The sequence below is a fragment of the Bradyrhizobium sp. STM 3843 genome (genome assembly GCF_000239815.1).
Lineage (GTDB): Bacteria > Pseudomonadota > Alphaproteobacteria > Rhizobiales > Xanthobacteraceae > Bradyrhizobium.
In genome coordinates this window covers 1-20143 of record NZ_CAFK01000033.1, presented here as the reverse complement: position 1 = coordinate 20143, position 20143 = coordinate 1, and the positions used below count along the sequence as shown (strand labels likewise).

22 protein-coding genes are annotated in these 20143 nt (G+C 64.4%); 11 read left to right on the top strand and 11 right to left on the bottom strand.

Translation table 11 applies throughout. The features are described from left to right. Nucleotides 1–113 precede the first annotated feature (113 nt). From BRAS3843_RS04950 to carA, 4 genes are all read right to left on the bottom strand, one after another. Nucleotides 114–416 (bottom strand): protealysin inhibitor emfourin, encoded by a 303-nt coding sequence (locus BRAS3843_RS04950; protein WP_008967648.1) that lies wholly within the window; start codon nucleotides 414–416, stop codon nucleotides 114–116. A gap of 57 nt (nucleotides 417–473) precedes the next feature. Then, a complete protein-coding gene (locus BRAS3843_RS04945) occupies nucleotides 474–1697 on the bottom strand; it encodes a M4 family metallopeptidase (protein WP_008967647.1) in 1224 nt (407 codons plus the stop codon). Nucleotides 1698–1852: 155 nt separating this feature from the next. After that, nucleotides 1853–2386 carry a cupin domain-containing protein gene (locus BRAS3843_RS04940; protein WP_008967646.1) on the bottom strand — a complete coding sequence of 178 codons (534 nt, stop codon included), beginning with the start codon at nucleotides 2384–2386 and terminating at the stop codon, nucleotides 1853–1855. A gap of 142 nt (nucleotides 2387–2528) precedes the next feature. After that, a complete protein-coding gene (gene carA, locus BRAS3843_RS04935; protein ID WP_008967645.1) occupies nucleotides 2529–3725 on the bottom strand; it encodes a glutamine-hydrolyzing carbamoyl-phosphate synthase small subunit in 1197 nt (398 codons plus the stop codon). 183 nt (nucleotides 3726–3908) lie between these two features. On the opposite strand from carA, the gene BRAS3843_RS04930 reads away from it, so the two are divergent. The 4 genes from BRAS3843_RS04930 (at nucleotide 3909) to BRAS3843_RS04915 (ending at nucleotide 7800) form a co-directional block, all read left to right on the top strand. Next, nucleotides 3909–4364, top strand: coding sequence for a GatB/YqeY domain-containing protein (locus BRAS3843_RS04930; RefSeq protein WP_035980861.1), 456 nt, complete (start codon nucleotides 3909–3911; stop codon nucleotides 4362–4364). Between the two features lie 181 nt (nucleotides 4365–4545). Beyond that, complete coding sequence (locus BRAS3843_RS04925; protein ID WP_008967643.1) at nucleotides 4546–6153, top strand: acyl-CoA synthetase; 1608 nt, start codon at nucleotides 4546–4548, stop codon at nucleotides 6151–6153. A gap of 306 nt (nucleotides 6154–6459) precedes the next feature. Then, nucleotides 6460–7242: a DUF2189 domain-containing protein gene (locus BRAS3843_RS04920; RefSeq protein WP_008967642.1), complete on the top strand. Its 783-nt coding sequence runs from the start codon at nucleotides 6460–6462 to the stop codon at nucleotides 7240–7242. 135 nt (nucleotides 7243–7377) lie between these two features. After that, nucleotides 7378–7800, top strand: coding sequence for a hypothetical protein (locus tag BRAS3843_RS04915; RefSeq protein WP_008967641.1), 423 nt, complete (start codon nucleotides 7378–7380; stop codon nucleotides 7798–7800). 191 nt (nucleotides 7801–7991) lie between these two features. Here the strand turns inward: BRAS3843_RS04915 and BRAS3843_RS04910 are convergent, their stop codons facing one another. The 3 genes from BRAS3843_RS04910 to BRAS3843_RS04900 are packed head-to-tail and all read right to left on the bottom strand — an operon-like array spanning nucleotide 7992 to nucleotide 9279. Continuing rightward, nucleotides 7992–8504: an SRPBCC family protein gene (locus tag BRAS3843_RS04910; RefSeq protein WP_008967640.1), complete on the bottom strand. Its 513-nt coding sequence runs from the start codon at nucleotides 8502–8504 to the stop codon at nucleotides 7992–7994. A gap of 3 nt (nucleotides 8505–8507) precedes the next feature. After that, nucleotides 8508–8972: an SRPBCC family protein gene (locus tag BRAS3843_RS04905; RefSeq protein WP_035980859.1), complete on the bottom strand. Its 465-nt coding sequence runs from the start codon at nucleotides 8970–8972 to the stop codon at nucleotides 8508–8510. Then, entirely contained in the window at nucleotides 8965–9279 is a 315-nt protein-coding gene (locus BRAS3843_RS04900; protein ID WP_008967638.1) for a metalloregulator ArsR/SmtB family transcription factor, read from the bottom strand. Before BRAS3843_RS04900 ends, BRAS3843_RS04905 begins: the two co-directional genes overlap by 8 nt. 123 nt (nucleotides 9280–9402) lie before the next feature. Between BRAS3843_RS04900 and BRAS3843_RS04895 the strand changes: the two genes are divergently transcribed. The 3 genes from BRAS3843_RS04895 (at nucleotide 9403) to BRAS3843_RS04885 (ending at nucleotide 12283) form a co-directional block, all read left to right on the top strand. Further along, on the top strand, nucleotides 9403–10839 hold the full coding sequence (locus BRAS3843_RS04895) for a hypothetical protein (RefSeq protein WP_008967637.1): 1437 nt from the start codon (nucleotides 9403–9405) through the stop codon (nucleotides 10837–10839). A 7-nt stretch (nucleotides 10840–10846) separates the two neighbouring features. Continuing rightward, the gene (locus tag BRAS3843_RS04890; RefSeq protein ID WP_008967636.1) at nucleotides 10847–11422 is read left to right on the top strand and encodes a hypothetical protein; all 576 of its coding nucleotides are present in this window, start codon (nucleotides 10847–10849) and stop codon (nucleotides 11420–11422) included. A gap of 240 nt (nucleotides 11423–11662) precedes the next feature. Beyond that, nucleotides 11663–12283 (top strand): LysE family translocator, encoded by a 621-nt coding sequence (locus BRAS3843_RS04885; protein WP_008967635.1) that lies wholly within the window; start codon nucleotides 11663–11665, stop codon nucleotides 12281–12283. 22 nt (nucleotides 12284–12305) lie between these two features. Here the strand turns inward: BRAS3843_RS04885 and BRAS3843_RS04880 are convergent, their stop codons facing one another. The 3 genes from BRAS3843_RS04880 to BRAS3843_RS04870 form a co-directional block, all read right to left on the bottom strand. Beyond that, entirely contained in the window at nucleotides 12306–12932 is a 627-nt protein-coding gene (locus tag BRAS3843_RS04880; RefSeq protein WP_008967634.1) for a Uma2 family endonuclease, read from the bottom strand. A 125-nt stretch (nucleotides 12933–13057) separates the two neighbouring features. Then, nucleotides 13058–13906, bottom strand: coding sequence for a PhzF family phenazine biosynthesis protein (locus BRAS3843_RS04875; RefSeq protein ID WP_008967633.1), 849 nt, complete (start codon nucleotides 13904–13906; stop codon nucleotides 13058–13060). A gap of 12 nt (nucleotides 13907–13918) precedes the next feature. Beyond that, nucleotides 13919–14122: a hypothetical protein gene (locus BRAS3843_RS04870; RefSeq protein ID WP_008967632.1), complete on the bottom strand. Its 204-nt coding sequence runs from the start codon at nucleotides 14120–14122 to the stop codon at nucleotides 13919–13921. Nucleotides 14123–14220: 98 nt separating this feature from the next. On the opposite strand from BRAS3843_RS04870, the gene BRAS3843_RS04865 reads away from it, so the two are divergent. After that, entirely contained in the window at nucleotides 14221–15564 is a 1344-nt protein-coding gene (locus BRAS3843_RS04865) for a PLP-dependent aminotransferase family protein (RefSeq protein ID WP_035980858.1), read from the top strand. A 15-nt stretch (nucleotides 15565–15579) separates the two neighbouring features. On the opposite strand, the gene BRAS3843_RS04860 is transcribed toward BRAS3843_RS04865, so the two are convergent. Beyond that, on the bottom strand, nucleotides 15580–16383 hold the full coding sequence (locus tag BRAS3843_RS04860) for an N-formylglutamate amidohydrolase (protein ID WP_008967630.1): 804 nt from the start codon (nucleotides 16381–16383) through the stop codon (nucleotides 15580–15582). Nucleotides 16384–16524: 141 nt separating this feature from the next. On the opposite strand from BRAS3843_RS04860, the gene BRAS3843_RS04855 reads away from it, so the two are divergent. The 3 genes from BRAS3843_RS04855 to BRAS3843_RS04845 all read left to right on the top strand — a co-directional run. Next, complete coding sequence (locus tag BRAS3843_RS04855; RefSeq protein ID WP_008967629.1) at nucleotides 16525–16923, top strand: gamma-glutamylcyclotransferase family protein; 399 nt, start codon at nucleotides 16525–16527, stop codon at nucleotides 16921–16923. 118 nt (nucleotides 16924–17041) lie between these two features. After that, a complete protein-coding gene (dnaG, locus tag BRAS3843_RS04850; protein ID WP_008967628.1) occupies nucleotides 17042–19048 on the top strand; it encodes a DNA primase in 2007 nt (668 codons plus the stop codon). Nucleotides 19049–19465: 417 nt separating this feature from the next. Beyond that, nucleotides 19466–20143 (top strand): RNA polymerase sigma factor region1.1 domain-containing protein (locus BRAS3843_RS04845; protein WP_035980855.1); only part of this gene is annotated, 678 nt, incomplete at its 3' end.

The following is a 20143-nucleotide window of genomic DNA, read 5'->3' as shown; positions in this document are numbered from 1 at the left end:
CTAGCAGCCAACCGATTCTCTTGTGTATGGAAGCGGATGACACCGCCATCTGCCGTGGCGTCGTCCTCGCACGGGTGTTGTCGGGCCGGTTGGCGTCTCCCGGAATGAGCGGGTCAGCTCCCGGGATGATGTCGCAGCCAGTCCAGCAGCCTGCGGAATTCTGCCGACATGGTCGTGTCGGACTGCGAAAGCCTGGTCTCGTGACCGTCATCCTGGACCGTGATCGTGTAGCTCATTTCGTCGCGCGTCTTGTCCGAGCGCGCGGCGGGGGAAGGCGCTGCGATGGCGGCGTCGACAAGGCTCTTGAGTTCGCTCGCCCTGGTCGGATCGAGCGTGGCGGCATCGACGACAACAGGCGGCCGCTGTACGAACAGCCCGGCCGCCTGGCCGCCATGAGACGCGTACGAAACCTTCATGCCATCTACATTCATGATGTAAGAGCCAGCCCTAGCGGCCGACTCTCATACGCTTGATCAATGCGGCCTGCCGCCTCCAAGACTTGCGACCTCCTGTGTCAGCGTCGCGAGCTGGCTCGACAACTCGTCGATCCTGCGCATGATTTCCTGATCTTGGTCGCGCCCGTTGCCCATGGTCAAGGCCGCCTGCTTCTTGATGCGCGTGGCCGTTCCTGCGAGCGCGCGGACGCCGCTGATGCGGATGCCGACCTCCTTCCAGGCTGCCAGCACGGCCTGCTGCTCCGCGCTTTGCTGGCCGTACATCTGACCCGCCTGCAGATAAGTCGTGTCGGCGAACTCCTGGAAGTCCGTCTTGGCGGAGGAGGCCTTCAGCGAGGCGTACCAGATATGCCCGGGCGCCTCCCAGGCGAAGCCGCCGATCCCGATCGCGGTGAGATAGAAGGCCCTGTTCGGGATGCCCGAGTTGATATGAACGCCGCCATTGTCGCCATCGTCGGTGTCAGGCAGGTTGACATATTTGCTCATATTGTCCGGCTGCGGATCGCGCCCGAGCGTCGGATTGTTGTAGGCTTTGCCGGGCGCCTTCATCGAACGCAGCGCATCACCGGACGTCCCGGGCGTGAACACCTCGGCGCCGATCAGCCAGTCGGCCTGCTCGGCCGTCTGCTGGCCGGCCCATTGCTTGACCAGCGAGCCGAACACGTCGGAGATCGACTCGTTCAGGGCGCCGGACTGATTGTGATATTCCAGCCCGGCCGAGAATTCCGTCACCCCGTGGGTCAGTTCGTGGGCGATGACATCGAGCGACTTGGTGAAGTCGGTGAACAGCACGCCATCGCCGTCGCCGAAGATCATCTCGCTACCGTTCCAGAACGCGTTGTTGTAGGCGGAGCCGTAGTGAACATAGCCGTTGAGGCGCATGCCGTTTCCGTCGAGCGAGTCCCGATCGAAAACCTCCTTGTAGAACTGCCGGGTCTTGCCCAATCCATCGAAAGCATCATTGGCAGTCTGGTCGCTGGAGGGTCGGCCGTCTTCGCTGCGCGCCAATGTTGCTGACGGCAATGTGGTGGTGCTGTTGCAGTCGAAAATGGTGCGACGCGCGCCGGACGGCGCCGCTGCAAATCCCATCAGGCTGCGGATGCGACGTTCGCCACGCAGGCTCGCAGTCGTGAGCAGCGTCCTGAGCGCGGCGTCGCGAACTTTTCCATCGGGATTTTCGAGCAATTTCTTGAGGATATGAGGCGGAGTAATGCAATTGATGCAGCGACAGCGGCTGTTCATGACGAGCCTCCACAACACTGGTGAAAGTGGAAATAATCTTGAGCAAATGCAGTGGGAGCGCGAAGCCCCTGAGAAATAGTCTGATCAGATGGGCCGACGTTCACGTCTGATCAGAGGGTGCAATCACAAGCCTGTGTTGTGTGGTATTTCGCAACCTAACGGTGTCGAGGATTCCAGAGATGGAGCAGCGGACCGTCGTTTCCCATCACCGGATCGGTCGGCGGCATCGGCACCTGCGGAATGCTCTTCAATGCCTTGGCGTGGTTCTCCGGCGTCGGCCGCGTGATCTGCATCTTCGGCCCCGGCGGGTAGGCGCCGACGATGCAGAAATCATCGCTCGCCGAAATGCATTGATGGCCGGTGCCGGCGGGGAGGATCGCAACGTCGCCGGGCGCGAGGTCGAAGTCCTTGCCCTTGTCGCCGCCAAAGCGCACCCGCGCCGAGCCGCTGCTGACGCCAAGGGCCTCATGCACCGTGGCGTGATAATGCAGATAGTCGTAGACGCCGTTGCGCCACATGTCGCCCCAGCCATTGGCGCCGAACAGCTTCTCGATCGTCTCCTCGGGGTGGCCGCCTGCGACATCCACCGCGCCCTTGTAGATCAGGAACGGCATCGGATTGTTCGGCACCAAGCCGTCGTCTTTGAACACGATGGCCTGCGGTTCGATCTTCTCCCTGACGGTGGCCATGCGATCCTCCCGGCGATTCTGTGTTGAGCGAATTCAACCGCCGCCGGCGCGACGCGTTCCGGCGGCGCACCGCATGATGCATAAGCAAATGCCCGGGGACGAACCCCGGGCATCGATGTCACGATCGGATCGGCGGGAAGCCTTAAGCGCGTGCGCGCTTGTTCTCCCGCATCAGCTCGGCAAAACGCTGGAACAGATAGTGCGAGTCGCGCGGCCCGGGCGACGCCTCGGGATGATACTGCACCGAGAACACCGGCTTGCCCTCGAGCTGGATGCCGCAATTGGAGCCGTCGAACAGCGAGATATGGGTCTGGGTCGCACCGGCCGGCAATGTCGCCTGATCCACCGCAAAACCGTGGTTCATCGAGGTGATCTCGACCTTGCCGGTGGTCTCGTCCTTGACCGGGTGGTTGGCGCCGTGGTGGCCCTGATGCATCTTCTTGGTCTTGGCGCCGACCGCCAGGCCCAGCATCTGGTGGCCCAGACAAATCCCGAACGTCGGCGTCCCCGACGAAATCACCCGCTGGATGACCGGCACGGCATATTTGCCGGTCGCGGCGGGATCGCCAGGGCCGTTGGAGAGGAACACGCCGTCCGGCTTCATCGCCAGGATGTCCTCCGCCGAGGTGGTGGCGGGAACGACGGTGACCTTGCAGCCGACGCCGGCCAGCAGCCGCAGGATGTTGCGCTTGATGCCGTAATCGATCGCGACCACGTTGAACTCGGGCGCGGACTGGCGGCCGAAGCCTTCATTCCAAACCCAGGGGGTCTCGTCCCAGCTGAAGCGCTGCGCCGAGGTGACCATCGGCACCAGGTCCATGCCCTCCAGGCCCGGCCATTCGCGCGCTTCCTTCTTCAGCGCGTCGAGATCGAATTGGCCGTCCTTGGCGTACGCGATCACCGCGTTTGGCATGCCCTTGGAGCGGATCAGCGCGGTCAGCGCGCGGGTGTCGATGCCGGACAGCCCGATGATGCCGCGCGCGCGCAGCCATTGATCGAGATGGCGGCTGGCACGGTAGTTGGAGGGATCGGTGATCGCGGTGCGCAGGATCACCCCGCGCGCGCCCGGCGTCGCCGCCATGTTCACCGTCTCGATATCCTCGTCGTTGGTGCCGACATTGCCGATATGCGGGAAGGTGAAGGTGATGAGCTGGCCGGCATAGGAGGGATCGGTCAGGATCTCCTCATAGCCGGTCATCGCGGTGTTGAAGCAGACCTCGCCCACGGCGTGGCCCTCGGCGCCGAGGCCATGGCCTTCCAGCACCGTGCCATCGGCGAGCACGAGGAGCGCGGTCGGCTTATGGTCCGGCCAAGCGGCATCATTCTCAATCTGTGTCATGAGGCCTCTACATAGTGGGCCGGCGCGCCGGCGTCAAAGCGGCAGGTGCCTCGTTCCCACGCGTTTTCCGCCGGTTTGACCGGCAAATTGGTATGCCAGGCTCACCCCGGGCTGCGGAACCGAGTTGTTTCGGGGGCGCGAACCGCCTAGATCAGCCCAAACGATTTGAAGAGGGCGATGATCATGCTGCGCGATGACATTAATAATGCGGTCAAGGAGGCCATGAAGGCCAAGGACGAGCGCAAGCTCTCCACGCTGCGCATGGTGAATTCCACCCTCAAGAACGCCGACATCGAGGCGCGCGGCCAGGGCAAGCCGCCGCTAGCCGACCCCGAGATCCTGGCCGTGCTGCAGAAGATGATCAAGCAGCGCCAGGAGGCGGTCGAGCTCTACGACAAAGGCGGCCGTGCCGAGCTCGCCGCCCAGGAGCGCGAGGAGATCGCGATCATCTCGGCCTATCTGCCGAAGCAGATGTCGGAGGATGAGGTGAAGGCGGCCATTTCCGCTGCGGTCGCCGAGACCGGTGCGGCCGGGATCAAGGACATGGGCAAGGTGATCGCCGCGCTGAAGGCCAAATACACCGGCCAGATGGATTTTGCCAAAGCCAGCGGCCTGGTGAAGGCGGCGCTGTCCGCATAGCCACGCATCCGGCGTTCTCAGGGAGAAATTGTCTCCACATCGTCATGCCCGGGCTTGTCCCGGGCATCCACGTCTTTCACACTGCTCTGAAATCAAGAAAGAGACGTGGATGGCCGCGCCGGAGGCGAGCGGAAGCGACGCCGTTCTTCCAAAGGCAGCGCGGCCATGACGGAGGAAGCAGGTGCTTACCGAAACCAACGACTATAACGCGCTCTATCGCGACTTCCGCTGGCAAATCCCGGCGCAGTTCAACATCGCATCCGCGTGCTGCGACCGCCATGCCGACGGCTCAGGTCGCCTGGCGCTGACCGTGGTCGAGGAGGACGGCAGCGCCCGGCGCGTGTCCTTTGATGAGTTGCGCGAATACTCCTGCCGTTTCGCCCATGTGCTGAAGGCCGACGGCCTGGCGCAGGGCGACCGCGTCGCGGTGTTCCTGTCGCAATCCCTGGAATTGCCGATCATCCATCTCGCGGCGTTTCGCGCCGGCCTGGTCTCGGTGCCGCTGTTCACTTTGTTCGGTGAGGACGCGCTGCAATTCCGGCTGCAGAACTCGGGCGCCAAGGTGGTGGTCACCGACGCCGTGGGGTTGACGAAACTCGCTGCAATCCGCGACCGGTTGCCGGAGCTGAAGACGATCTATGTCACCGACGGCGGCGGCACCGGCGCTCGGCCATTCTGGCCGACGCTCGAACGCGCCTCAGATGACTTCCCGACCGTGGCCACATCGTCCGTGGATCCCGCCATCATCATCTACACCTCGGGCACGACAGGAAATCCCAAGGGCGCGCTGCATGCGCATCGCGTGCTGCTGGGACATCTGCCCAATGTCGAGATGGTGCACGATTTCCTGCCCAAGCCCGGCGATGTGATGTGGACGCCGGCCGATTGGGCCTGGATCGGCGGGCTGTTCGATGCGCTGTTTCCGGCCTGGTATCACGGCGTGCCGGTGGTCGGCTATCGCGCCAAGAAGTTCGAGCCCGACGCGGCGATGCGGCTGATGGCCGATCACGCCGTCCGCAACGTCTTCCTGCCGCCGACCGCGCTGAAGCTGATGCGGCAGGCCAATGTCAGGCACGATGGCGTGAAGCTGCGCAGCATCTTGAGCGGCGGCGAGTCGCTTGGCGCCGAGCTGCTCGACTGGGTGCGCGCCACCTTCGGCATCGACGCGCACGAGATCTACGGCCAGACCGAGTGCAATCTCGTCGTCGGCAACAATGCCAGACTGTTTCCGATCCGCCCGGGCTCGATGGGCAAGGCCACGCCCGGCTTCGAGGTGCTGATCGTCAATGACAAGGGCGACGAGCTGCCGCGAGGAATGCGTGGCATCATCGGTGTGCGCCAGCCCAACCCCTGCACCATGATCGAATATTGGCGCAATCCGGACGCCACGCGAAAGAAGTTCGCAGGCGATGTGCTGCTGACCGGCGATCTCGGCACCCAGGATGAGGACGGCTATTTCTGGTATTCGAGCCGCGAGGACGACGTCATCACCTCGGCCGGCTACCGTATCGGTCCGTCAGAGATCGAGGACACGCTGCTCAAGCATCCGGCGGTGGCACTGGCGGCTGTGGTGGGCGTGCCCGACCCGGTCAGGACCGAGGCGGTGAAAGCGTGGATCGTGCTGCGGCCGGGCTTTGCACCGGGCGATGCGCTGGCGCGCGAGATCCAGGATTTCGTCAAGGTGAAGCTCGCCGCTCACGAATATCCGCGCCAGGTTGAGTTCACCGACACCCTGCCGATGACAGCCACCGGCAAGGTGCTGCGGCGGGAGTTACGGGCGCGGGGGTAGGGGACAGATCAGCGCTTGCCTCTTACCTTTTCCCGTATGCGGCAAGGCCGTCGCATATCACAATTGACATTGGGCCTCATGGTTCGAGACTCGCCGCGAGCGGCGCTCCTCACCATGAGGGTCTCAGATTCGCGGCGAAGTCAGCCCTCGTCCTGAGGAGCCCGCCAGAGGCGGGCGTCTCGAAGGACGGCCGCGAAGCAGCTGTCCGCCGAGCCTCGTCTTCATAGTGCTGCCCCCAAGTTCAAATTGAATTTGCACCGCACCCGCTGGTAGCATCCCCCAATAAGAATTTGGGAGGGTAGGCCGATGACAGCATCCGTCTCGGGCAAGGTCGACCCCGTGGTGCGGCGCATCACCACGACCGACATCGCCGAAGCATTGACGCAAGGGTTGCGCGATTTCCAGGCCAAGCCGCTCTATGGCCTCGCCTTCGGCGCGGTCTATGTCCTCGGCGGCATCACCATCCTGATGTGCCTCACGGCCTTCGGCATGGTCTATCTGGCCTATCCGCTCGCCGCAGGCTTTGCGCTGATCGGCCCGTTCGTCGCGATCGGGCTTTATGAAGTCAGCCGCCGCCGCGAGATGAAGGAGCCGATCTCTCTTGCCGCGATCTGGCGCACGATCACCTCGCGCGCCGAGATCGGCTGGATGGCGTTCGTCACCTTGTTTTTCTTCGTGATCTGGATGTACCAGGTCCGGCTCCTGATCGCGCTCCTGCTCGGGCTCAATGCCTCCTTCTCCAGCATGCGCGAATTCCTGACCGTGGTGCTGACAACCAACGAAGGCCTGTTGTTCCTGGCGATCGGAAATCTCGACGGCGCCGCGCTGTCGTTGATCCTGTTCTCGCTGACGGTGGTTTCGTTTCCGCTGCTGCTGGAGCGCGAGGTGGATTTCGTCACCGCCATGGTGACCAGCGTGCGGGCGGTGGTGGCGAGCCCGGGGCCGATGATCGGCTGGGCGGCGATCATCGTGGTGCTTCTGATCGTCTCCGCGCTGCCCTATTTCCTCGGCTTGCTGGTGACGGTGCCCGTCCTCGGCCACACCACCTGGCATCTCTACCGGCGGATCGTCGCCCCGGCTCCAGCCTGAAGAATAAGAGCGCGCCGATCAAAGCAACGACCCCTGCGGCCGATCCTCGACCAACGCGCAATGGTCGAGAGGATTGGACGGGCGCATGATACGGCTCAACGATCAGGCCGGCACGTGAAGTAAGGGCGGGGTACGATGCCAGACAACATCGCTTTGTTCGCCACGATCATCCTGCTGCTTCCGATGTTCTACCTTCTGCTGGCTGCGCCGGCCTTTCTGTTGGTGAGGCTCGACATCGTGCCCGTCACGCGGCTGTTGCGCGGCATGTTCGATTCCTACTTCGTGGCCTTGGCGATTGCCGGCGCCGTCGGCACGATCGCCGTCCTGTTAGATCAACGTCCCATGTTGGCCCTCGGAATCGGTCTGGTCGCCGGTTTTGCGATGGTCTCCCGCAGCTGGTTCTTGCAGCAGATGGACGCGCGGATCAGCGACCGGGATGCCGGCGACGCCAACGCCGTGCGTGGCCTGCGCCGGCTGCATTGGGGCGGCATGCTGAGCAACGCGATCCAGGTCGGCGCTGTCGTCGCCAGCATTCCCTATATCGCTGCCGTGCCGTAGCAGACTCGCCGGCCCGCCCTGCCGGCCGCCTTCGACGCATCGTCCACGTTCTCGCTGTCGCCCCGGCGAAAGCCGGGGCCCATAACCACCGCGGTTAGTCGTTTCGCGGGATGTCAGCTACGACGTTCTTCGCGCCAACTCTGGCCTCGGCGTATGGGTCCCGGCGTTCGCCGGGACGACGGCGGAGTATGTCATGGGACCGCGATCCCCAACGCCTTCAGCGCCGCCAGCATCTTTGCCGGCGGCGCCATCTTCACGACCAGCGGTTGTCCTGTTTCCAGCAAGCTCTTCAGGCTGGACAGGATCGCCGGCCAGCCCTGGCGGCCGCCTTCGAGGATGTCGTCAGGGAGCGGACGCTCATGCGCCTCGATCATGGTGAGCCGAACGGCGTCGCCGATCTGCTCGATCTCATAAGTGACCAGCGTCTGCCCGAGCGCTTCGATCAGCGCGGGCCAGTTGACGTTGAAAGTAACGCTGAGCCGGCGCGGCGGATCGCATTCGATGACCTCGCCGCTGATATGCAGGGCCCCATCCGGCCTCCGCACGATGTAGCTGCCGCCGACCTTCAGATCGACTTCGACCGCATTGCCGAAAAAATATTGCCGGCTGAACTCGGCTGAGGTCAGCGCCTGCCAGACCTTCTCGGGCATCGAGGCGATGTAGATCGTGTAGACCGTTTCGGGCTTGAAGTTGCTGATGTCCATGGTTCAGACTCCTTCGATGCCGAGCGCGGACGTGGGGATCGCGAGCGCCGCGCCGGTTTCCAACAGGCTCTTGAGGCTCGACATGATCGCCGGCCAGCCCTTGGAGACGGCATCCAGCAGTCTTGGCGCACCGGCAAAATCCTCATGGGTCAATATCAGCTTTACCAGCCTGCCATGCTGCTCCAGCATGAAGACGACCTTTGACGGCCGTTCGTTGCGGAAGTCGGTCGTGAGCACGTGCTGAAAAGTATAAGAGAGTCGACGCGGCGGATCGAATTCGAGCACGGTGCCGATGTCGCTCGGCGTCCCGTCCTTGGCCAGCGCGAAAGGCGAGCCAACCTTCCAGTCAGTCTGGAATTCGCCGCCGAACCAATATTGGCGGGCGAATGCGCTGTCGGTCAAAGCCTGCCAGAGCTTCTCGGGCGTCGTCTCGATATAGGTGACATAGACGAATTCGGGCTTACTCATCACGCCTCTCCAATTGCCGTTTCAACTCGCTGAGCGCGGCCAGCTTTCCGCGCTCGAATTTCCTGATCCAGCGCTCGCCGATCTCGTGGATCGGAACCGGATTCAAATAGTGCAGCTTCTCGCGGCCGTGCCTGATCGTCGCGACGAGGTTGGCCGCTTCCAGAATCGCAAGGTGCTTGGTCACGGCCTGCCGCGTCATTGCGAGGCCGTCGCAGAGCTCGGTCAGCGTCTGGCCGTTGCGCGCATGCAGCCGGTCGAGCAGTGCGCGCCGTGATGCGTCCGCCAGCGCCTTGAAGACGTCGTCCATGGTCAAGACATTAGGCAACCGATTGGTTGCATGTCAAGAGCGTGTGTTCGGCGTACGTCTCGGCCGTGTTAGGTTGGAGCCAGCCGGCGATCAGACCGGTGACGAGAAGAAGGGTGGGAGCGAATGCAACGTCGCGTCGGCTTGGCGGTCTTGGTTCTCAGTTTCGTGGCGCCCGTTGCCGCGTCGGCGCAGCAGGTGATCGGAGCCGCGCCTGAGGCTTCGAATATGAGACTGGTCGGTTACAACGATCTGCAGGCGCGCAGCGCCTATCAGCCGACCATCCATCATCAGGGCGACCGCTGGATCGCCTATATCGGCCATCACGGCGGCACCGAGGCCGTTCCCGATCCCGTCAATCCAATGACCGGCAAGGCCGAGCCGAACGGCACCTCGATCGTCGACGTCACCGATCCGGCGCATCCCCGCTATCTGCATCACATCCCGGGGCAGGAGGGCAAATATGAAGGCGGCGGCGCGCAGATGGTGCGCGTCTGTGACGGCAAGACCTTGCCGAAGGGCGATCGCAATGCGGTCTATCTGCTGCGCACCTTGGGCAGCGAGGCGCATGAGATCTGGAACGTCGCCGATCCCGAAAATCCGGTGCTGGTGACGCGGCTCGGCGGGCTGAAGGACACACATAAGAGCTGGTGGGAATGCGACACCGGCATCGCCTTTCTGGTCTCCGGCGCGCCCGACTGGCGGGTGCGCCGCATGACCCAGGTTTACGATCTCTCGGACCCGGCGCATCCGGTCAAGATCCGCGACTTCGGGCTTCCCGGCCAGGAGCCGGGCGCGACCGGCGCCGTGCCGACCGAACTGCACGGGCCGATCTCGCTGGGGCCGCAAGGCAACCGGGTCTATTTCGGTTACGGCACCAACAAGGGCGGCATGTTGCAGATCGTCGATCGCGACAAGCTGCTCAACGGGCCGAAGGAGCCGACGCCGGAGAATTTGCGTTATCCCGAGATCTCGCGCATGCCGATGTCGGCCTTCAACGGCGCACACACCACGTTCCCGATGAAAGGCATGCCGATCGCCGAATTTGCCAAAGACAAGGATGGCGGGACGCGCGATATCGTGATGATCGTCGACGAAGCGATCCAGAACGAATGCGGCGAGCCTCGGCAGATGGTGTGGTTCGCCGACGTCACCACCGAAGCCCGGCCGATGATGATCTCGAGCTATACGGTGCCGGAGGAGAGCGGCCATTTCTGCAGCCGCGGCGGGCGCTTCGGCTCGCATTCCTCGAATGAGAGCATGGCACCGGTCTACTACAAGAAACTCGCCTTCATCGCCTTCTTCAATGCCGGCGTGCGCGCGCTCGACATTCGTGACCCCTATCATCCGCGCGAGGTCGGCTATTTCATTCCACAGATCACCGACAAGACCGACAAGCGCTGCGTCACCATCGAGGGTGAAGAGCGTTGCAAGGTCGCGATCCAGACCAACAATGTCGAGACCGACGATCGCGGCTATATCTATGCGGTCGATCGCGCCAACACCGGCCTGCATATTCTCGAGATGACCGGCGAGGCGCGCGCCATTGCCGGCCTGCCGTGAAATCGCCATGCGACCGCAACCGCTCCTTGTGATCGCACTGCTTGCGCTCAGTGTCGCCTGGGCGGTGCTCGTGTTCGAAATGGTGCAGTCGCGTGCCGCACGGCAGCAGGAGATGGGGACCGGAAGGCTCGGCTGGCGCGAGATCGCCTGGCCATTTCCGCGCGATGGCTGGCCTGCGGGCCGCGCCTTCCGCTGCCAGTCTGCCACCTGCGTCCAGGACAGCGAGATCTATCTTCGCGCCAAGCTCGGGTTCTGCAATTGCGACACCGGCGTCGCCGATGACGACGAAGTCGACCGGGTCGCCGATATCGACCTGATCAATCCGCGCTTCGCGGCACCTGCGCCGGGCCGGGTCGTTCGCGTCGCCGACCTCTCGGGCCGTGCACGCAACTACGATCTCGAGTCCGGCGAGGGCGCGCCGCATAGCGCGATCGGCTATGCGCTGTCACATCGCTGCGACCTGATGGTCGCGGTGATCAAGGGCTCGGCTGCCCAGCCGCTATTGGAACAGGCCGCGCAGCAGTTCCTGGCCTCGCACGAGGTGCAGCGCTGGATGCTGGCGGCGCTGGAAAGCGGGAAGTAGCTGGTTTTCACCTCTCCCCGCCTGCGGGGAGAGGTCGGATTGCATCGTAAGATGCAATCCGGGTGAGGGGGTACAGGTCCAACTACTCGCAGCGATCGTGCGTCTGCCTCTCACCCCAAACCCTCTCAGCGCGGGCGCAGCTCGTCGTGGCCCCGTAAGAACGGAGAGAGGGAGCGCACTTCCGTTCTGGAGTCCGCCGTGCATTAATGTCGACACCGCCACTTCTGTTGAGCCCCCGCCATGTCCCTGCAAGCCTATCTCGCCTTCCTCGCCGCCTGCATCGCTCTTGCCTTGTTGCCGGGTCCCGTCGTCACGCTGGTGATCGCCAACGGCCTGCGCCACGGCACCCGCGCCGCGCTGGTCAATATCGCAGGCGTGCAGACCGGGCTTGCGATTGCGATCGGCGTCGTTGCCGTTGGCCTGACGTCGCTGATGGCAACCATGGGCTATTGGTTCGAGTGGGTGCGGCTGCTCGGCGCGGCCTATCTGGTGTGGCTCGGTATCAAGCTGATCCGCTTTCCGGTCGAGGGCATCGCGGCCAGCGAGGCGCCGCCTCCGCCGCCGCGCGGCGGCTTCTTCCTGCAGGGGCTGGTGGTGCTGCTGTCCAATCCGAAGGTGATGGTGTTCTTCGGCGCCTTCCTGCCGCAGTTCATGGACATGAGCCGCGATCACGTACCGCAGGTCGCGCTGCTCGGCGTCACTTTCATGGTGATCGCGGGCCTCACCGACGGCGCTTATGCGTTGCTCGCGGGCCGCGCGCGCAAACTGTTCTCGGCGCAGCGCACGCGGCTGGTGTCGCGCGTCTCCGGCGGCTTCATGATCGGCGGCGGCGTCTGGCTCGCACTGACGCGGTCGCGGTGAACCATATCCGCCGCGACCGGGATCAAGTGCCCTGGCCTTGGTCGCCGGGCGGCTCCTCAGGCGGTAATTCGACCAGTTTTGGTCTTGGTCGGAATTCCAGGCCCGCGTAGATCTCGCGCAATTCGAGCGTCACGTTCAGCTTGTCGAGCCTGATGGTCGCTTCCAATCCCTTTAGGACCACATCGGTCCAAGCGCGATCCTGATCGCGCGAATACAGATGCACATTGGGACTGTCTGTGTCGACGAACAGGATGTAGTCAACCGATTGCAGCGCTTGGTACTCGGCCAGCTTGACAGTCACGTCGAAACCGCCAGTGGTTGGCGAGAGCACTTCGACGATCAGCGCCGGCCGATCGGCCATCAGCGAGGTGTCATCTGGCTTGCCGCAATCCACGCCCAGGTCCGGCATCCGTCTGGTCGATGCTGACGTCGCGATATAGGTGTCGCCCGTGAACGTCTGGCAGGGGCCATTCCGGATCTGGGAGTGAATTGCAGCCGTCAGGTTCACGACGATGGCGTCGTGCCGTCGCCCTGCGCCGGCCATCATGACGACCTCGCCGTCCACAAGCTCGTAGCGTTCTTCCTGTCCCGTGATCCAGGAAAAGAATTGTTCGGGCGTGATAGTCGCCTGATCGACCTTGATGTTCATCCGCAAACGCCTGTTTGACCCGAACAAGTATAAGTGGCTTGGTCCGCAGGCGAAAGCATGTCACAGGGCCGCACGCAGGGCCCATCATGCGACGGGACCGCGAGCTTGACTCCTAGCTCTGAGGGCTACAGCGCAATCGTGCCTTTCACACAGGTCGTGACGCCGCCGCCGATCCAGATCGTTTCGCCCTCCTGAGCCACGTGCACGCGGCCTGCGCGGCCGAGCGCTGTGCCCTGCGCGGCGACATATTGCCTCGGTGCAATTCCGGCGCCGATCAGCCATTGCGCCAGGCTTGCATTGAGGCTGCCGGTCACCGGATCCTCGCCGCCGCGACCCATGAAGCCGCGGACCTCGAACTGCGCTTCATTGCCGTCAGTTGCGGGAGTCCACGGGCCGACCACACCGAGGGACTGGTTCGGCAGGATGCTCGCATCATGCTTCAGTGCCAACACCTCGCTGCGTGAGCCCATCAGCACCGCGACCCAGCCGGGCCCGTTGTCGACCCATTGCGCGGCCCGAAACGAAGCCTCGGTCACGCCGAGCGCCTGCACGATCCGCGCTTTCAGCTCAGGCTCGACCTCGCCGGAGCGACGCTGCGGCGGCGCCGCGAACGCAAGCCTGGTATTTTCCGTTGCGCCGTCGCGCTTGATCCGCACCAGGCCGGCGCCGCATTCCTGCACGACATGCTCGCCTTTTGGCGTGCCGCCGAGCGCCAGCCAGACGTGGCAGGAGCCGAGCGTCGGATGGCCCGCGAACGGCAGTTCACGCTGCGGCGTGAAGATGCGGACGCGATAGTCGGCGCCTGGTTCGCGCGGCTGCAGCAGAAACGTGGTCTCCGACAGATTGGTCCAGTTGGCGACCCGCTGCATCGTCGCATCGTTGAGACCATCGGCCCCGGCGATCACGGCGAGCGGGTTGCCTTTGAAGGGAGCTGCGGAGAACACGTCGACCTGATGGAATGGCAACGTCGGCATGTGCTGAACTCCTTACGCGCGCCAGAACGGCTTCGCCGCCTCGTGACGCACCGCCTCGGGATCGAGCCCGCAGTCACGCATCTGGTCGGTATCCAGCTTGGTCAATTCGCGTCGCCAGGACCAGCGCTGCAGCCACATCTGCGGACGCTCCAACAGCGTGCCTTCTCCGTGGGCAGTCTGCGTGGTTGCCCAACGCTGCGCCAGGGAATATGCCATGTGTCACCTATTGCTCTTCAAGATCATCATTGTTCGAAGAGCAATCGCGCAGTACAAATCTCGGTGCAATTAAAACATTGCACTCGGAGCAATATAGCATGAATGTTTCCTATACGGCTCTCGTCGATGCCATTGCTGCCGAAATCGCGGCCGGACGGCTCCGGGCCGGCGACCGGCTGCCGCCGCAGCGGCAGTTCGCCTATGAGCGCGGGATTGCGGCGTCCACGGCGGCGCGGGTCTATGCCGAATTGCTGCGCCGGGGCCTTGTCGTCGGCGAGGTCGGCCGCGGCACCTTCGTCGCCGGCCAACCGCAGGCGCCGCTGCCGGCGTTGCGGCTCGAGCCGTTCGATGGCCGCATCGATCTCGAATTCAATTTTCCGACCTTGCCGGACCAGGCCGTGCTGATCGGCAAATCGCTGCAAAGCTGGCAGCGGCCGGAGGTGCTGGCGACGGTGCTGGCGCCGATCACGCAGCGCCGTCTGGTTGAAGCCGGACGCACCAGTGCAAAATTCTTCACCACCGATCGCTGGCGGCCGCGGCCGGAGAATTTCCTGTTCGCCGGCAGCGGCCGGCAGGCGCTGGCTGCAGCGATGTCGGCGCTGGTGCCGGTCGGTGGCCGGCTCGGCGTCGAGGCCGTGACCTATCCGATGGTCAAGGGCATCGCCGCCCGGCTCGGCGTCACCCTGGTGCCGATCGCGATGGACGGTGAGGGCATCCGCGGTGATGCGCTTCTCAAGGCGCACCGGGCGCATGCGCTGAATGCGATCTACATCCAGCCGGTGATGCAGAACCCGCTCGGCCACACCATGAGCGAGACCAGGCGCGAGGAGATCGTGCGCCTGGTGCGCAAGCTCGATCTGACGATCATCGAGGACCTGGTCTACGGCTTCCTGAGCGACGCGCCGCCGATTGCATCGCAGGCCGAGGAGCGGGCGGTGATCGTCGACAGTCTCGCCAAGCGGCTGGCGCCGGGCATCGCCGTCGGCTTCCTCTATGTCCCCTCACAGCTGCGCGAGAAATTCGCCGCGACGGTGCGCACCGGGGCATGGTCGGTGACGTCGCTGGCACTCGCGGCCGGGATGGGACTGCTGGCGGACGGCACCGCCGCCGAGATCACCCGCCGCAAGCGCTCGGACGCGGTCGTGCGCCAAGCGATCGTCACCGAATGTCTCGCCGGCTATCACATCGAGGCCGACCCGCGCTCCTATCACGTCTGGCTCAATCTGCCGGACGGCTGGCGCGCCGAGGCGCTGACGGCGGCCGCCGCCCGCGCCGGCATTGCGATCACGCCGGCCAGCGCCTTTGCCATCGCCCACGGCCACTCGCCGAATGCGGTGCGGCTTGCGCTCGGACTGCCGAGCCATGATGAGCTGCGCACCGCCTTGATGCGCCTCGCCAGCCTTCTGGCGGCACGTCCGGACGAGAGCGACATGACGGAGTAGGGCCTCCGTGCAGGCTCACACCAGGCCCTGCGTCCGCAGCGCCGCTTCGATCTCGCCAAAGATCCGGATCAGCCGCTCAGCCCATTGCTGCTGGCCTTCGGCCTCGGCAATCAGGTCCTGCCTGATCTCGATTCCCGTGCAGATCAGCCCGCGGGCTTCGCCATGGACCGGGATGGTGTAGTCGGTGGCGTCGCTCACGGCATAGGGCTGGTTGTCGCCGACCACGAGTTCGGGCTCCGCGCGCAGCGCCTGCAGGAGCAGCGGCGGCAAGGTGCGGTCGCGCTGGTAGAGCGTGCCGACATGCCACGGCCTGGCGATGCCGGAATAGACCGGCGTGAAGCTGTGCAGCGCGATCAGGATGGTCGGCTTGGCTTGGCGCGTTCGCGCCTCGATCACCGCGTTGATGCGATCGTGATAGGGATTGAAGATGGCGCGGCGTCGCAGCTCGGCCGCTTCATGCGTCAGCCCCTCATTGCCCGGGATCGTGGTGCGCTCGCTGATCATCGGGATCGAGTTCGGCGCCTTCGGCGGCCGGTTGCAGTCGATCACGAGGCGCGAATAGCGTTGCGCGATCAGATGCGCATCGAGCGCCTCCGCTACCGCCTCCGCCACGCCGGCGATGCCGATATCCCAGGCGATGTGGCGTTCGAGCTCGCTCTCGGGCAGGCCGAGATCGCCGAGCACGCGCGGCAGCGCGCGGCCATAGTGATCGCAGGCGAACAGGAATGGCGAGCGTCCGCTCACATGTCGTTCAAGCACGGGCAGGACCTCGTCGGGTCCGAGCAGGACGGGTGTGGCGGCGTTGCCTTGAGCATCCATGACGTGATTCGAGGTCTTCAGGGACGGCAGAATGGTTCTAAAATCGGGCGGAGGAAAGTCCAGCCGCGCGGCGCGGGCGAAGCTCCGCGATTGTTCCCTGGATCGCTTCGCATCGCGCGCGATGACGGCTATAGACGGGGCATGACCTCCGACCTGCTCTTCGTCTACGGCTCCCTGATGCGCGGCTTCGATCATCCGATGGCGCGGCTGCTGGCGGCCAATGCCGACTTTCTCGGCGATGCCTGGTGCCGTGGCCGGCTGTATCTCGCGCAGGATTATCCGGGCCTCGTGATATCAGACGATGCCAACGAGATCGTGCATGGAGAGCTGTATCGCCTGCGCCAGGCTCTCGCGCTGCTGCGCGAGCTCGACATGTATGAGGCCTGCGGCGAGGGCTTTGCCGAGCCGACCGAATATGTCCGGCGGCTGCTCAGGGTGCAGCTGGCCGACGGCAGCGCGTGCGACGCCTGGACTTACCTCTACAACTGGCCGGTCGAGAAGTTGCCGCGGATCAGCACGGGCCGGTTCCTGGAGCGATGACAGCCGGCAACAAAGCCAGACCTGTGAATAGCCCGGACAACGCCGATTCGATTCACTTTTTGTGAACTGCTCCTATATGCCTATGCCCTGACATCGGCCGAAAGGCGCCTTCACCGATATGGCCCGCTTCACGCAGGAATTTCTCGACGAGCTCCGCGCCCGGCTTCCGGTCTCGGACGTGGTCGGCCGCCGCGTCAAGCTGAAGAAGGCGGGGCGCGAATATAAGGGCCTGTCGCCGTTCCAGCAGGAGAAGACGCCGTCCTTCTACGTCAACGACCAGAAGGGCTTTTACCACGACTTCTCCTCCGGCAAGCACGGCAACATCTTCGACTTCGTGATGGCGACCGAGGGCTGCTCGTTCCCGGAGGCCGTGGAGCGACTGGCGGGCCTGGCCGGCCTGGCACTGCCGGTGGCAACGCCCGAGGCTGAGCGGCATGAGCAGCACCGGAAAACGCTCCATGACGTGATGGAGCTCGCGGCGAGATTCTTCGCCGATACGCTGGCGTCACGGCTGGGCGCCAAGGCGCGCGGCTATCTCGCTGATCGCGCGATCCTGCCGCAGACGCAGCTGCAGTTCCGGCTCGGCTATGCGCCGCCCGAGCGCTTCGCGCTGAAGGAATTCCTAGGGTCCCACGGCATTCCGGTCACCGACATGGTCGAGACCGGGCTCCTGATCGGCGGCGACGACATCCCGGTGCCGTATGATCGCTTCCGCGACCGCGTGATGTTTCCGATCACCGACGTCAGGCGCCGCGTCATCGCCTTCGGCGGCCGCGCACTGGAGAAGGACGTTCCGGCCAAATATCTCAACTCGCCGGAGACGCCGCTCTTCCACAAGGGCGACAACCTCTACAACCTCGCCACCGCCCGCCAGGCTACGCACAATGATGCGCCGCTGATCGTCGTGGAAGGCTATGTCGACGTGATCGCGATGGTCACCGCCGGCTTTGCCGGCAGCGTGGCGCCGCTCGGCACCGCGCTGACGGAGAACCAGCTGGCGCTGCTCTGGAAGATGGTCGACGAGCCGATCCTCTGCTTCGACGGCGACCGCGCCGGGCAGAAGGCGGCCTATCGCGCCGCGGACCTGGCGCTGCCGCATCTGAAGCCGGGCAAAAGTCTTCGCTTTGCACTGCTGCCGGAAGGCCAGGACCCCGACGATCTGGTTCGTTCGGGTGGTCGTGCCGCGGTCGAGGAGGTGCTCTCCGTAGCCAAGCCGCTCGCCGAGGTGATCTGGTCGCGCGAGCTCGAGGGCGGCAGCTTCGACACGCCGGAGCGCCGCGCCGCGCTGGAGGCGCGGATCGGGGAACTGACCAACGGCATTCGCGACGAGGTGGTGCGCCGCTACTACCGCCAGGACCTCTCCCAGCGGCTGGCGCGCGCCTTCGCGCCGGAGGGCGGACGCGGCTTCGGCCGCGCCTACGGTGCCGAATCAGGACGCCGTTTTGCCCCACGCGGTCCCGGTTCCGGACGGTCGCCCGGGCGGTTGTCCACAGGGCCCGGCCGCGGCGGCGGCTTATCCACAGGGGCGCTGCTCGGGCGCGGGCCCTACCAGGCGATGAGCCCGCAGCTCGCCGCGAGCCCGCTCATGCTCGGCCAGCGCTCGGCGATCTCGCGCCGCGAGGCGCTGATTTTGCTCTGTCTGGTTAATCATCCCTGGCTGCTGCACGACCATCTGGAGGAGGCCGCGGCGCTGGAACTGCCGCATGCGGAGGCGCACAAGCTGCGCGCCGCCATCATCGCAGCCTTCGCCCATGATCACCACCATTCGCCGGATCCGGAAGAGCAGGCCGAGAAGATGCGCGCCGACTTGGAGAAGGCCGGTTTTTCACAAATCCTACAAAGGGTTGAGCGTGCCATCACCACTGGGGCGGTGTGGGCTGCGAGGCCGGGCGCGGCGCGGGAAGATGTTCTTGCCACCTGGCATCAACTAGTTGCCTTGCATAGGCAGTGGCACACATTATTTAGGGAGCTGAAAGATGCCGAGCTGGCGCTTGGGGACGACCCGAGCGACGCCAATCTGGGCTGGCTGAAGGACGTGAAGGCCAGGATGGCCGAGGTGGACGGAACCGAAGCGCTCATCGAGGGATTCGGGGAATTGTCGGGCCGGCTCAGCCGGAACGTCTAAGCACATTTCGGTCTGACGGCGGGCTCGCGGGTTGCGGGCTCGCAAAAAGACTCGCCAAACCCATGGTTTGGCTCCAAAAACAGGGTTAAGCGAAGTTTAAGGGGTCCGGAGCATTTTCGAAAGAGGGGTCGCTGGGGCCGTCGGAAGCTGCGTCGCGCTGGATGGCGTTGCGGGCGCGTTGTCCGATGGCAAAACCGGTATCGCTTTTGCAGACACGTCGCGTGGCAAAACCGCATCACGTGCAAAAAAGCGTTCGCCGGGCCTCAAAGGGACAAACCGGTGACAGAAATTAGGGGGTGGCGACGTTAAAGTGCGCCGCCCTTTCCGCGTCGAGGACAATAAGTAGATCAGGCGGGTGCCGCAATGCCAAGGTGTGAGATTGCCACAGGCAAAGCGGGCGCGTTTCGGGAGCATTGAATGGCCACGAAGGCAAAGACGCTGCAGGTGAAAGACAAGGAAAAGGACGACAAGGCGGTGGATACGCCTGAGAAGGACGCCACCGATGCGCCTTCCCCGTTGCTCGACCTGTCGGACGCCGCCGTCAAGAAGATGATCAAGCAGGCCAAGAAGCGCGGCTTCGTGACCTTCGATCAGCTCAATGAAGTGCTGCCCTCCGACACCACCTCGCCGGAGCAGATCGAGGACATCATGTCGATGCTCTCCGACATGGGCATCAACGTCACCGAAGCCGAGGACGCCGAGGGCGAGGACGACAAGGACGACGGTGACGACGACGAGAGCAGCGAGCTCGTCGAGATCACGCAGAAGGCCGTCACCGAGGTCAAGAAGTCCGAACCCGGCGAGCGCACCGACGATCCCGTGCGCATGTATCTGCGCGAGATGGGCACCGTCGAGCTGCTCTCGCGCGAGGGCGAAATCGCGATCGCCAAGCGCATCGAGGCTGGCCGCGAGGCGATGATCGCGGGCCTGTGCGAAAGCCCGCTCACCTTCCAGGCCATCATCATCTGGCGTGATGAGCTCAACGAAGGCAAGATCTTCCTCCGCGACATCATCGATCTCGAGGCCACTTATGCCGGTCCCGAGGCCAAGGGCGGGATGAATCCGCAGATCGCGGCGCCCGGCGGCGATGGCGAG

Bases quoted from the DNA above. Each gene is read 5' to 3' on its own strand.
- BRAS3843_RS04950 (WP_008967648.1), bottom strand. From the start codon at position 416: ATGAAGGTTTCGTACGCGTCTCATGGCGGCCAGGCGGCCGGGCTGTTC.
- BRAS3843_RS04945 (WP_008967647.1), bottom strand. From the start codon at position 1,697: ATGAACAGCCGCTGTCGCTGCATCAATTGCATTACTCCGCCTCATATC.
- BRAS3843_RS04940 (WP_008967646.1), bottom strand. From the start codon at position 2,386: ATGGCCACCGTCAGGGAGAAGATCGAACCGCAGGCCATCGTGTTCAAA.
- carA (WP_008967645.1), bottom strand. From the start codon at position 3,725: ATGACACAGATTGAGAATGATGCCGCTTGGCCGGACCATAAGCCGACC.
- BRAS3843_RS04930 (WP_035980861.1), top strand. From the start codon at position 3,909: ATGCTGCGCGATGACATTAATAATGCGGTCAAGGAGGCCATGAAGGCC.
- BRAS3843_RS04920 (WP_008967642.1), top strand. From the start codon at position 6,460: ATGACAGCATCCGTCTCGGGCAAGGTCGACCCCGTGGTGCGGCGCATC.
- BRAS3843_RS04915 (WP_008967641.1), top strand. From the start codon at position 7,378: ATGCCAGACAACATCGCTTTGTTCGCCACGATCATCCTGCTGCTTCCG.
- BRAS3843_RS04910 (WP_008967640.1), bottom strand. From the start codon at position 8,504: ATGGACATCAGCAACTTCAAGCCCGAAACGGTCTACACGATCTACATC.
- BRAS3843_RS04905 (WP_035980859.1), bottom strand. From the start codon at position 8,972: ATGAGTAAGCCCGAATTCGTCTATGTCACCTATATCGAGACGACGCCC.
- BRAS3843_RS04900 (WP_008967638.1), bottom strand. From the start codon at position 9,279: ATGGACGACGTCTTCAAGGCGCTGGCGGACGCATCACGGCGCGCACTG.
- BRAS3843_RS04895 (WP_008967637.1), top strand. From the start codon at position 9,403: ATGCAACGTCGCGTCGGCTTGGCGGTCTTGGTTCTCAGTTTCGTGGCG.
- BRAS3843_RS04890 (WP_008967636.1), top strand. From the start codon at position 10,847: ATGCGACCGCAACCGCTCCTTGTGATCGCACTGCTTGCGCTCAGTGTC.
- BRAS3843_RS04885 (WP_008967635.1), top strand. From the start codon at position 11,663: ATGTCCCTGCAAGCCTATCTCGCCTTCCTCGCCGCCTGCATCGCTCTT.
- BRAS3843_RS04880 (WP_008967634.1), bottom strand. From the start codon at position 12,932: ATGAACATCAAGGTCGATCAGGCGACTATCACGCCCGAACAATTCTTT.
- BRAS3843_RS04875 (WP_008967633.1), bottom strand. From the start codon at position 13,906: ATGCCGACGTTGCCATTCCATCAGGTCGACGTGTTCTCCGCAGCTCCC.
- BRAS3843_RS04870 (WP_008967632.1), bottom strand. From the start codon at position 14,122: ATGGCATATTCCCTGGCGCAGCGTTGGGCAACCACGCAGACTGCCCAC.
- BRAS3843_RS04865 (WP_035980858.1), top strand. From the start codon at position 14,221: ATGAATGTTTCCTATACGGCTCTCGTCGATGCCATTGCTGCCGAAATC.
- BRAS3843_RS04860 (WP_008967630.1), bottom strand. From the start codon at position 16,383: ATGGATGCTCAAGGCAACGCCGCCACACCCGTCCTGCTCGGACCCGAC.
- BRAS3843_RS04855 (WP_008967629.1), top strand. From the start codon at position 16,525: ATGACCTCCGACCTGCTCTTCGTCTACGGCTCCCTGATGCGCGGCTTC.
- dnaG (WP_008967628.1), top strand. From the start codon at position 17,042: ATGGCCCGCTTCACGCAGGAATTTCTCGACGAGCTCCGCGCCCGGCTT.